We start from the raw sequence: 11,330 nt of genomic DNA, 5'->3' as shown, positions 1-11,330 counted from the left end.
TGAGCTCACGAACCTTATCGAGACCGGTAATTTCTTTAGTTTCGATACGATATTCCCCCCTAGCAAGTCCATTAGACTGAGTAGCAAGAGAGATAAAGCAGTCTAAATCTGTTTCGAACTGCCAAAAAAGCCAAGGGTCAGAATCGCTTTTTTGCTCCGGCTCAAAACGCGCCAAATAACGATTAGAATCATCAAATAGAAAGGAAAAGCTTTTAAGCGGAATAGACATGCCTCGCCCATCTGCTTTCATATAAGCTTCTTTCAAAGTCCAGAGAGAAAAGAAACGATCTCGAAATGCTTCTTGGTCGAGCTTCTCTATCTGGGCGTATTCCTTGGTTGAAAACGAGTATTTGGCCAAAGGCTGAAAATCAACCTCACGCTTATGCGATTCAATGTCCACCCCCAACACCTCATCACGAGAAAAAGCCAGTACGATATGATTGTCAGAATGCGACAAATTAAAGCTCAGCGGGTAATTCGGCAATTCAGGTTTACCGTAATCATTATAATTAAAGCACCATGTTTTAGGTGAATTCCCGGGGAGATATCGGCTAAGCAAGGTGCGTAAGAGATAGCGCGATACGAGATATACATGACGATCTTTTTCAAAGACAAAACGTTCGTATCGCACACGTTCGTCCTCACTCAAAAGAGCAAGAAACTCATCAATATGAGACGCCACATTTATACGTTCAACGGAACAGAGCCAAAGATCTATGCGCTGAGCTTGCATAGCTTTTACCGATAAATTCACAAAACCTTCCACATACACTCGCCACAAAGCTCGCTATAAACGCAAGCTTTGAATCAGGCAGAACAGCTTAACAAAAGAAAGCTCTGTCGGCACTGCTTTAGTCTCCATCGACATCGGCGTTTTAAAGAATGCCCTGATCAGATACGAAAACATTAAAATGCCATCTTATTTCGTATATCATCAGAGCTTCTCCCGGTCCAACAAGCTCAAAACGGTGTCAACATGCCAAGCTTTACCCATTTCCCCCAAGCTGAAACACAATTCCCTCAAGACAAGGAATTATGCTACCTGAATCACGCTGCGGTAAGCCCTTGGCCTGCATGTACGGAGCTAGCCGTTGCCAGGTTCGCCAAAGAAAATGTTTACAGCGGCGCTCAGCACTACCCTCAATGGTTACAGGTCGAGCAAGAACTGCGCGAGCGCTTGGCCAAGTTAATCGGCCTATCATCTACCCATGAAATCGCACTGGCAAAAAACACCTCCGAGGCACTGTCAATGATTGCCTATGGCATTGAATGGCAAGCAGGTGATGAAGTAATTATCAGCAATCAGGAATTTCCGTCTAATCGCATAGTCTGGGAATCCCTGAGCCAGTTTGGTGTCACTGTAAACGTAGCAGATATAGACAAACAAGACCCTGTGCAGGCGATACAACAGCTGATAAGCCCCAAGACCAGGCTGGTTTCTATTAGCTCTGTTCAGTATGCAAGCGGCATTACAATTGACCTCCCGTCTCTTAGCCAGCTATGCAAAGCAGAACAATGCCTCCTTTGTGTGGATGCCATACAAAGTCTGGGCGCATTACCTTTCGATCAAACCTTAATCGATGCTGATTTCATTGTTGCCGATGGACATAAGTGGATGATGGCCGCCGAAGGTTTAGCGCTTTTCTATGTGAAAGGCATACATATCGAAACACTGAAGATCAATCAATTCGGTTGGCATATGATCGAACAGCGCGGCAACTACGACTCGCCCGAATGGACGCCAGCAAAGGACGCAAAACGCTTTGAGTGTGGCAGCCCCAACATGCTGGGGGTACAGGCTTTAAATGCCAGTTTGGGGCTACTGCTGGATATAGGCATCGACAATATTCATCAAGCCATATGCGAACGAACGAACTATCTGAAGGCACAATTACAAACCATTGATGACCTTTGTTTCATTTCTCCTGAAAATAAAAACCAAGCGCGTCAAAGTGGCATTATCTGCTTTCGCATTGAGGGGAAGGACAGCACTGAGCTATATCAAACACTTATGTCACGTAAAGTAATCTGTGCAAACCGGGGAGGAGGTATTCGTTTTTCCCCGCACTTTTATACCACCAAGCGAGTGATCAACCGGGCTGTAGAGATTCTGCGCGACTTAGTCTAAATAATTGGAGTCATTCATTTAAGAACCCTTCTTTTGGCTTTCTCCGTGCAGGCCACCTGCCGCTCTGTGTCCTCTGTGGTGGATTTGTTTTTTGGTTTTGATTTCAAGATTAAACCCCTTAACCACAGAGGGCACGGAGCGCTTTGCTGCACAGAGGAATAATAATTCTCTATAGAGCTCCTCTATAAAATGGGTGCAATTCAGGGCAGAGTAGAACATCTCCCCGAACTCATCATTCCCGAGGTGTTTTTACCAGGAAACCAGCTACGTCGATACCTCGTTCTGACCCTCATGGATCCCGGCTTAAGAGCACACCGGGCTAACAAAGAGACCTGTGAATTATTAGTGCGGGATAAGATCCTGGTGTAAATAAGCTAGGCCGGCTTCCATCAGCTCAAGCTCCAGTACTACTAGCTCACTCGTGATAAAAGGATGAGGTTGATAGGTATTACCTTCAACCAATAGGCTCACTAAGTCTCCGACCAATGGCTGATGCGATACCAACAGCACATTATCAATTCCGGCCTGATTAAGCTGACGAAGCACTTGTTTCGGCGAGGAGTCGGGTGTAATAAAAGGCTTGGTATGAACATCGCACTTCAGCTGGTCTTGATAAACCTTTGCCGTCTGCTGAGCTCTTAGTAAGGGGCTCACCCAAATTTGGCTCACCTCACTTAATATACTCAAATGCTCTTTTGCTAAAGCACTTGTCTGCTGCACACCTCTTTCTGTCAAGGGGCGAGAGAAGTCGCTTTCTGCATAAAATGATGCCTCACCATGCCTGGAAATAAAGAGCTTCATCGCTACTTAATCTCATCCAGAAGCTTGTCTTTAGCTTTTGCTTGCGGCCAATCAGAAAATGGATAGGGCTTCACTTCACTTGCGTAGCTCAGGAATTCACTAATTTGTTTTAGGTACAAGCCCAAAGTCCTACCGGCATCTTTTAAAGATTCACTAGGCTCTCCCGTTGAAAGCTTTAACACGGTTTGAACGAGAGCGATTACAACCAAAACAATATCAGTAAGACTATAAATCAAACAAAAAAGGATCAAATATAAAACTTTTATCACGCGCTACACCTCGTGCTTTGCTAAAGTAAATTCAACATCAGTATTCTGCTCACCAGACATCAATTTTTCGATGATAACTGACAAAGGTACCTGTTTGTAAATCATCATATATAAGCCCTGTACTAATGGCATATATATATCGTTATCGTCCGCATAGCGCTTAACCTGAGCCAGAGTATTCACCCCTTCCGCAACTTCACCCAACTCCTCTACGGCCTGCTCCAAGGTTTTCCCTTTACCAAAGGCATAACCCACCCGGTAATTCCTACTTAGCGGGGAACTACAGGTCGCAATCAAATCACCCACGCCCGACAAACCTAGGAAAGTGAGCGGATTAGCACCCTGCGTTTGCGCAAAGCGCCCCATTTCAGCCAGGCTTCGTGTAAGCAGCATGGCAATCGTATTCTCACCCAAACCCTTGGCTGCAGCGACACCCGCCATAATAGCGTAAATATTCTTCAACGCGCCGCCTAACTCAACACCATAAACATCAGCACTGGCATAGACTCTAAAATAGGAGCAGCCTAGTGCATCCTGAACACCCTTTCTTAAGTCTGAGGACTCGCTTGCAATCACCGTGGCCGTTAGCTCATGTTTGGCTATTTCCTTGGCTAGGTTTGGCCCGCCCATAACGCCCACCTGAAAACCGGGAAGCTCTGCCCGCAAAATATCACTCATCAGGTTTAGTGTGCCCGGCTCGATCCCTTTTGTAGTGCTCACCACCCATTGATCAGGCTTAAGATAGGATTTTGCATTTTCTACAACTGCCCGAAAAGATTTACTCGGCACGGCAAAAAATACGATATAGGCATTGTCAACGGCGTCACTTAAGCTCGTTGTTGGAATTAGGTTTTCATGCAAGGACAAATCAGGCAGATACTTGGTATTAACCCTGGTTTGAATAATGGACTCTACGGATTCTTCACTGCGCATCCATAAATATGTCTTAATCCCGGCTTCGGCAGCAATATTAGCAATCGCAGTTCCAAAACTTCCACCACCCAGAACAGCGATAGCCGATTTGCTATGTGACATGATTTAAGATCTCTTGTTTAGTTGATTAGACTTGTTTGCCAGCTCTTTTTGCTGCAAGACAATAATAGAAGGTCACAAGAGAAACCTGAAGCAGGAAAGCCAAAATACTTTGCTTCCTGACATAATATTAATAACTAAGCTTTATTCACCTTAGCCCGCAACAAAGGCCTGTTCCTCTACATCGCCTTCAAGTGTCGCCACTAAGTCTTTGAACTGTTCACGGTTGTGCTCGTTCAGGTTCATCAAAACCTTGTGAGCATTGAGAACATTGGTTCTTAATTCTTCTTCGGTAATATCTTGGGGTGCCAGCTCAGTCAGTCGTTGGCTCGAGTCTGCCGGTTCAGTTAGAATAAGATAGACACTTTCGAAGCCCATTGTCGTTATGACACGAGTAATGTCAGGGTTAGTCGATACAATGGAAGGCAAGAAGTGGCTTTTTTGCTTCGCCTGAATAGCCAAGCGAGCAAGCAAACCTAAAGTGGTACTGTCAATTAAAGTCGTCTCACTCAAATCAACAACGATTGATGCAAATTCAGGGTCAGACGTCATTGCTTCAATAGCAGAGTCAATCGTTGAGCAAAGATTCAATCGAACCTCTCCCACCAATTTCAACACATAAACGCCGCTGCATTCTGCTTGTAGTATTTTACATTTAGACATAGTCGCTCAACCTTTAATGCTTGTGATTGACATATTCAATATGGAACGTATGTTCTGCATATCGCTACCTTTTACTTCCGTCACTGACTGCACTCACCGAAAGAAAGGCAATATCATCAGGTATTTCTTTTAAGTCGTCCAAGCCTAAGGAAGAGAATAGCTCCGCTACACCCGCCCTGTTTTCTGCTACAACGTCCAGTAGTAGCTGTTCCTTATCATTCAAAGTCTCGCCGGGCATCACCTCGAGAATACCGTCAGAAAATACCGTGATTCGAAATTCCGGTGTAATTTTCCGATGGTAGACTTCGAATTCTGGCTCAGGAAATAAACCAACGGCCATTCCTTTACCTTCTAAATACTCTGCCCGCCCTTGCTCACAATATACTGGCATAGGGAAATGCCCTCCTACCGAATATCGTAATTCCTGGTTTTTCTCATCGAGAATACCTGCAAACATCGTTACATGCTTTCCCAAATCACTTGCCAACAGCTCAAGATTAACACGCTTCAAGAAATCATTCGGACACGAAATCTCATCACTAGAGCCGCGTTTAAAGTTACGCTTTAAACGCATCGTCAGGTTTTTCAGCAATACCGTCACAAATGCAGACGATGCACCATGACCAGAAACGTCGGCAAAATAAAATAAGCTACGATGATCGTCAAGATTAAAATAGTCTAAGAAATCGCCGCTTAAGTACAAAGATGGCATCACTCGATGCTCAAAGAAAATATCGTTCACTTTCTTTTCATTTTTTGGCAGCATTTTCTTTTGAATTTGCAAGCCGGCTTTTTGGTCAGCCCTCAATTCCTGGAGACCCGCGCTCAGTTTCTTATAGCCTTCTTCAAGCTCTTTCTGTAAATGCTTATTATGCTTACTTAAACGAACCTTCTCTAGGATTCTATCGATCACATGATCAACATTAATATAGTCATTGACAGGTTTTAGAATGTAGTCCGAAGCACCTGCTCTTAAACACGCGACCACATCACCAGAGTTTGGCGTTTCCGATACAACAACCAAAGGGATAAGGTAACTATCAGCCTGACCCAATGATAAGTGAGCAATATCGGCATTGGTTACATCAGCAAACACCAAATCTACTGAAGTACTTGCCAATAACTCGTTTGCGTTATCGATCGTTGATGCAGTTTTTACTTGATAGCCCTTGGCACACAGATAATCTGCCAAGCGTAACAAGTCCTCTTTATGAGGGTCTAGCACCAGAATATGTTCAGCTAGCTGATCCATGATCTATACCTGCCAAACATTATTTAATAAGGTCAATACAATACTCACTAATTAATCACAGCCTTTTTATAACGCTTGATATACAGCGGCTAAGCTTTAAGGCACCCGACATACTATGCCTGGCGCGGCATCAAGGTTAATTTAATAATTCGAGTATAGGACAAGCTGAATACACGTCTAACCAAAACCGAGAATAATTTCATTTTTTCACCGGGACTGGCTAAAGATCACAGACTTACCGTGCGATACGCCAAATTCCTAACGATTTCACTTAAACTGATTAAACCTGCACAAGCATGCTAAAGTAATTAAAGAATTAATATACTTCTGCATAAAAGCTAAGTATTAACATACTCTTTTTATCAAAATATACCTTGAGACTATTCTCATTCATTAGAGTATTCACACTAATTAACAATTGGGGCTACGCTGCTTGAATTTATTGATAGAAGATTTACTTGGGGCGCATAAGAAGCTAATCATGGACCCAGTACACGGTGGCATACCTCTTTTGAGCCACGAAGTGGCCATGGTGGACCACCCTTTATTTCAGCGACTACGCTTTATTTGTCAGAACGATATCCTTTCTCTCGTATTTCCTGGCGCGACTCACTCACGCTTTTTACATAGCGTAGGTGTCATGCATGTTGGCGGGCGCATGTTCCGCGCAATGATTGAAAACTGTCTGAAACGCTGCTCCCAAGAACAGCGTTCAGTGGTAAAAACCGACACACTAGAAGCTATCAGCTACTTTCACAGGCTTGTTCGTTGTGCCTGCCTTCTACATGATGTTGGACATAGCAGCTTCTCGCACCAATTCAATCGAACCCCCTCTATTAAATCCCTTCTTGCTCAAGGAGGACGTTTTGAACATCTTTGGGCAGGCATTGACACCAGCGCTATCTATAAAGATCCGCCAACAATACTCGAGCATGAGCACTTTTCAGTTCGTGCTGCCTGGCAAATACTGCAAGATATCGATAACAAAGCACCAAGCCTGGAACCTTTAGATATTCTGTCTCTGATGGAAACCACCTCAATTTCCCCAAGTGATTTATTTAATCGACACGCTCACGCCCTTTGGCCGCTGATTGCTCCCAGCGACCTGGCGAATAATCCGGACTCCTTACCTGATGAATTCGCCAGCAAATTACAGCATGTTTTATCAAGCCTGGTATCGGGTGAGCTGGATGCAGACCGCGCCGATTACATGCTTCGCGACGGTTTTCACTCCTCGGTCACAATTGGAGGCTTTAACCTGGACCACCTGCTAAGCAATATTCATTTTGGTTGGTGTCCACAAACTAACTGGTTCGGTCTGGCAATTGCGGAAAAAGGCCTAAGCTCTCTAGAAGACTTTGTTTATAGTCGTCACCAAATGTATCGACAAGTCTACGCGCACAAAACAGCTCAAGGCTTCGACTGGCTGCTCCGCGCTGCGATTGATGAAGTGATGCAAAACCCCGAAGTGTCGAGCTTCGTTAACGCCAGTCTGGACAATATTGATAGTTTCAAGTATCTAACAGACAGCTATTTCTGGGAAGCTTTTCGAAAGCACGCTTCGGTTAAGAAAAACTCTTACTCTTCCTGTATTCTGGATAGACATAAGATGCGCTATCTAGCGACACGAGACAACCTCAGCAAAGAAGAAGAGCTTCATTACCTAAATTTCTTATCAAAGGAATTTGGTCACCCTGAGCAGCAATTAGTCTCATCTAGCATTACTGCACGATTCACAAAAATCAAAGATGGTTTTGAAGACATCAAAGTATTAGTATCAGATCATCAAAGACAAGCACCGACCTTAAAATTAATCTCGGATACCAGTCGTTTTTTTGATAAATTTACCGACGAAAGGATTACACACTTTTATCTTAATCCCGTCGACAAGGAAACGTATTAAGTTTACACGATAAGGACCCGGACGTTTAATGAAAACAAGAGATCGAATACTCCATAAAAGCCTGGAGCTTTTCAATGAGCTGGGTGAACCGAATGTCACCACGCTATTGATTTCTGACGAGCTTGATATAAGCCCGGGGAACCTTTACTACCACTTCAAAAGTAAAACTGACATTCTGACGAATTTATTTGAGTGGTTTGAAAATGAAATGGGAGCTCTGTTGGAAGCGCCCAATACAACGCCAGATATCGAGGATCAATGGTTCTTTCTGCACTTGATATTCGAGCACATTGAAAAGTACCAATTTCTTTATAAAGATATCGTCCATGTGCTCGGTCGCCATGACAATATCAAGCTACGCTTCAATAAAATCATTCAAAAGAAAAGGAAAGCTACGCTCAATATTTTGAAGGGACTAGAAGAGCAAGGCAGTATCGAAGCAAATAATGATGAGCTCGAAGCCTTGTGTGAGAATATCGTACTAACGGCAACGTTCTGGATCAATTACTGCATTGTCTCGAGCAACAAGAGTTTGTCTGAAGACATGCTCGCTCGAGGCGTTTATCAGGTTATCTCGCTGGTGGCACCGTTTTTAGATAAAGAACAGCGCCAACTACTCAACGAATTGAAAAAGGCCTACTTGTAGGCCGTTCTTCTAATCATTGATCAAACGATTATTTCTCAGCCAGTTTGGCCTCAAGCTCAGACACACGTTGTTCCAGTTCCGCAACACGATGATTAGTTGGAATCCCTAAGCGCACCAAAGCCGATGATACTCGCTGATCGAAAACACTCTCAAGCTTACCGAAGGTACCGCTGGCTTTCTCTCTAACATCCTCAACACGATCCTCTACCGCCTTGAACTGTTTTTCTACTACGCCACGGGTCAGGCTTTCTATTTCCTCACCTTCCTTTACAAGCTTGTCGAAAATCTTTCCGGTATCTTCTTCAGCTTTATTGTAGGCCCCTAAACCTGCCAACCAGATCTGACGTGCAGACTCTTTGATTTTCTCGGATAGCTGCGAGCTCTGGTCACCATCCTTTATTTGTTTGATCTCATCGCTCTGGTCGATATCTTTTGACATATTTCACCCTCTCGTTCGAGACTACTCAATACGGGTAATCGTGTCGCTATACACCCGGTATTGATTCAGTAACTAGCGTTTAACCAGCCCTGCATTAATAAGATTTTACAATTTAGCCTTTGTTGAATGCAGCTTTATTGTCTATACCCAATAGTATCGATAATAAAAGGTTTATGAAATGGGTTTGATAAGTAAATCGGCACTAATTGATTTAATCGTAGGCTGGTTGACACACGAGCGTCCTCCCAGCAGCATTCCTATGAGTGACTTTGAGCGCACACGCTACGAAATCAAACCTGGCGACGTAATCCTCATCGAAGGTCGTAGCCGAGTGAGTGATGTCATCAAAACCATTACTCAAAGCTGCTGGTCACATGCCGCTCTGTATATTGGCCGGCTTCATGAAATTGAAGACCCTACCACAAGACAAAAGGTTAAAGAATATTTTGACGGGCAACCCGACGTTCAGCTCATTGTCGAAAGTGAACTTGGTATGGGTACGCTAGTCAGGCCGCTATCAACTTACGATAGAGAGCATATGCGCATTTGCCGACCTAGGGATTTAACCTATGGCGATGCTCAAAAAGTAATAAATTACGCAGTCGGCCGACTTGGTACCGACTACGATATTCGCCAAATCTTCGATTTACTACGCTTTCTGTTTCCCTGGCTAGTGATGCCACGAAAATGGCGCTCGAGCCTATTCACCTCACATGTAGGCACCACAACGAAGACAGTCTGCTCAACAATGATCGCAGAGGCTTTTGCTTCAATTCAGTATCCGATTCTTCCCTTGGTCAAGCGCAGCGAGCAACATGAAGTAAAAATCTATCGACGCAACCCCAAACTGTGCACCCCCAGTGATTTCGATTACTCCCCCTATTTCGACATCATCAAATACCCTTTTATGAATTTTGCCCAATCACAACCTCATTACCGCCTATTGCCCTGGGATACGGACAATATTCACTCAGAACATAAACCACACCGCTAAGTGCTGGAGTTCCAGCACAGGCTAATCTCTCGTCGGCTAAAAACCATATCAAAGGTTAGCACGCCAACTTAGAAGAAAATATCATTAAAAAATGCTTGTTTTTTGAGCGATCTGACTAATACTTTGAGTGTCTGATAAGCGAAGTGCAATTATCAGCAATGAAAGACTTTCATGGATACTACTCGCACTATTTACCGGATTCGTATCCCAGCGAATCCGGTTTTTTTGCTTGACCTGAATTAAGAACATACTTCTCTTAGGTAATCTCAAATCCAAGCGATTTAATCAATAACTCTGCTCATGACTCTGCTACACTAAAACTAACAGACTGAATCTTTGTTCATTTATCAATTCTATCAAGTACTATCAGGTTCAGATTTTCAAAACACTCCAATATAAGTACGTTCAGGCACACTACCGGCTCAATGAATATTTCATTCTTAACTATTTCAAATAGTATTGGACTCCTGGCCTTCCTGCTACTCGCAGTATTTATCGCTAGCAAGTATTTACGCAGATCCGTTGATCGTTCCTTACTACTTGCTGCGCTAGCAAGCAGTTTATGGATGGGCGCATTGGTCGCACAAGGCTTAGGCTTTGATGTGCCATTCTATCTACGATACACCTTTGAACTCATTCGCAATGCAGCCTGGTTTGACGTTCTCTACGCGCTCTTGGGGATTAGCTTCATTCCTAACCAACAACAAGGCAGAGACCGCTTTTATCTCAGTTCGGCCATTCTCGCTCTGCTCGCTGCTATGGTCTTTATTACCTTGGCCCAAGGTATCTCAGGCTCACAATGGGTGTCCAGCTATTCGATTCTGTTGTTTCAGGTATCACTTTCTATCGTCGCACTTTTACTTTTAGAACAAGTATGGCGTAGCGCGAATATGTATAGCCGTTCCGGAATCAAATACCTAACCATCGCGATTGGCACCCTGTTCTGCTACGACTTCTTTATGTATTCAGATGCACTCTTGTTTCGCGAGTTATCCGCCCCACTATGGGAAACGCGCGGCGCAATTAATGCCCTGGCCGCTCCTTTTATCGCGTTGACTTTAATGAACAACCAAAAACAAGTCATCGGAATGCACGTCTCACGTCAAATGGCTTTCCATTCGACAACACTGGTGGTCGCCGGAATCTACCTTATCTTAATTTCTGCCGGTGGCTACTATATCAGTGTATTTGGTGGCACGTGGG

The 11,330-nt window shown here is 43.9% G+C and carries 11 protein-coding genes and 1 pseudogene; 5 read left to right on the top strand and 7 right to left on the bottom strand.

Annotated elements, in window-relative coordinates; all coding sequences use genetic code 11:
* Positions 1–754: 4'-phosphopantetheinyl transferase superfamily protein (locus A3756_RS03560; RefSeq protein ID WP_156490238.1), on the bottom strand; the 754-nt coding region annotated here is incomplete at its 3' end.
* A 222-nt stretch (positions 755–976) separates the two neighbouring features.
* On the opposite strand from A3756_RS03560, the gene A3756_RS03555 reads away from it, so the two are divergent.
* On the top strand, positions 977–2,128 hold the full coding sequence (locus A3756_RS03555; protein ID WP_068515235.1) for an aminotransferase class V-fold PLP-dependent enzyme: 1,152 nt from the start codon (positions 977–979) through the stop codon (positions 2,126–2,128).
* A 342-nt stretch (positions 2,129–2,470) separates the two neighbouring features.
* On the opposite strand, the gene sixA is transcribed toward A3756_RS03555, so the two are convergent.
* The 5 genes from sixA to A3756_RS03530 all read right to left on the bottom strand — a co-directional run bounded on the left by sixA (position 2,471) and on the right by A3756_RS03530 (position 6,145).
* A complete protein-coding gene (gene sixA, locus A3756_RS03550; protein WP_068515010.1) occupies positions 2,471–2,929 on the bottom strand; it encodes a phosphohistidine phosphatase SixA in 459 nt (152 codons plus the stop codon).
* Positions 2,930–2,931: 2 nt separating this feature from the next.
* A complete protein-coding gene (locus A3756_RS03545) occupies positions 2,932–3,198 on the bottom strand; it encodes a DUF4389 domain-containing protein (protein WP_068515237.1) in 267 nt (88 codons plus the stop codon).
* Positions 3,199–3,201: 3 nt separating this feature from the next.
* Positions 3,202–4,233, bottom strand: a complete 1,032-nt coding sequence (locus tag A3756_RS03540) for an NAD(P)H-dependent glycerol-3-phosphate dehydrogenase (RefSeq protein ID WP_068515257.1) — start codon at positions 4,231–4,233, stop codon at positions 3,202–3,204.
* A gap of 150 nt (positions 4,234–4,383) precedes the next feature.
* A complete protein-coding gene (locus A3756_RS03535) occupies positions 4,384–4,893 on the bottom strand; it encodes an STAS domain-containing protein (protein ID WP_068515259.1) in 510 nt (169 codons plus the stop codon).
* Between the two features lie 64 nt (positions 4,894–4,957).
* On the bottom strand, positions 4,958–6,145 hold the full coding sequence (locus A3756_RS03530) for a PP2C family protein-serine/threonine phosphatase (RefSeq protein WP_068515264.1): 1,188 nt from the start codon (positions 6,143–6,145) through the stop codon (positions 4,958–4,960).
* A gap of 433 nt (positions 6,146–6,578) precedes the next feature.
* On the opposite strand from A3756_RS03530, the gene A3756_RS03525 reads away from it, so the two are divergent.
* On the top strand, positions 6,579–8,048 hold the full coding sequence (locus tag A3756_RS03525) for an HD domain-containing protein (RefSeq protein ID WP_231875476.1): 1,470 nt from the start codon (positions 6,579–6,581) through the stop codon (positions 8,046–8,048).
* 28 nt (positions 8,049–8,076) lie between these two features.
* Positions 8,077–8,694, top strand: coding sequence for a TetR/AcrR family transcriptional regulator (locus A3756_RS03520; RefSeq protein ID WP_068508108.1), 618 nt, complete (start codon positions 8,077–8,079; stop codon positions 8,692–8,694).
* 28 nt (positions 8,695–8,722) lie between these two features.
* On the opposite strand, the gene A3756_RS03515 is transcribed toward A3756_RS03520, so the two are convergent.
* Positions 8,723–9,133, bottom strand: a complete 411-nt coding sequence (locus A3756_RS03515; RefSeq protein ID WP_068515273.1) for a phasin family protein — start codon at positions 9,131–9,133, stop codon at positions 8,723–8,725.
* A 178-nt stretch (positions 9,134–9,311) separates the two neighbouring features.
* Between A3756_RS03515 and A3756_RS03510 the strand changes: the two genes are divergently transcribed.
* Together A3756_RS03510 and A3756_RS03505 are read left to right on the top strand one after the other, a co-directional pair.
* Entirely contained in the window at positions 9,312–10,127 is an 816-nt protein-coding gene (locus tag A3756_RS03510; protein ID WP_068508906.1) for a YiiX/YebB-like N1pC/P60 family cysteine hydrolase, read from the top strand.
* 425 nt (positions 10,128–10,552) lie between these two features.
* Positions 10,553–11,330: pseudogene (locus A3756_RS03505) on the top strand (PEP-CTERM system histidine kinase PrsK); the annotation flags it as partial.

Source organism: Oleiphilus sp. HI0086, assembly GCF_001635225.1.
Note: the sequence above shows the minus strand (reverse complement) of the source record. Positions and strands in the feature narration are given on the sequence as shown.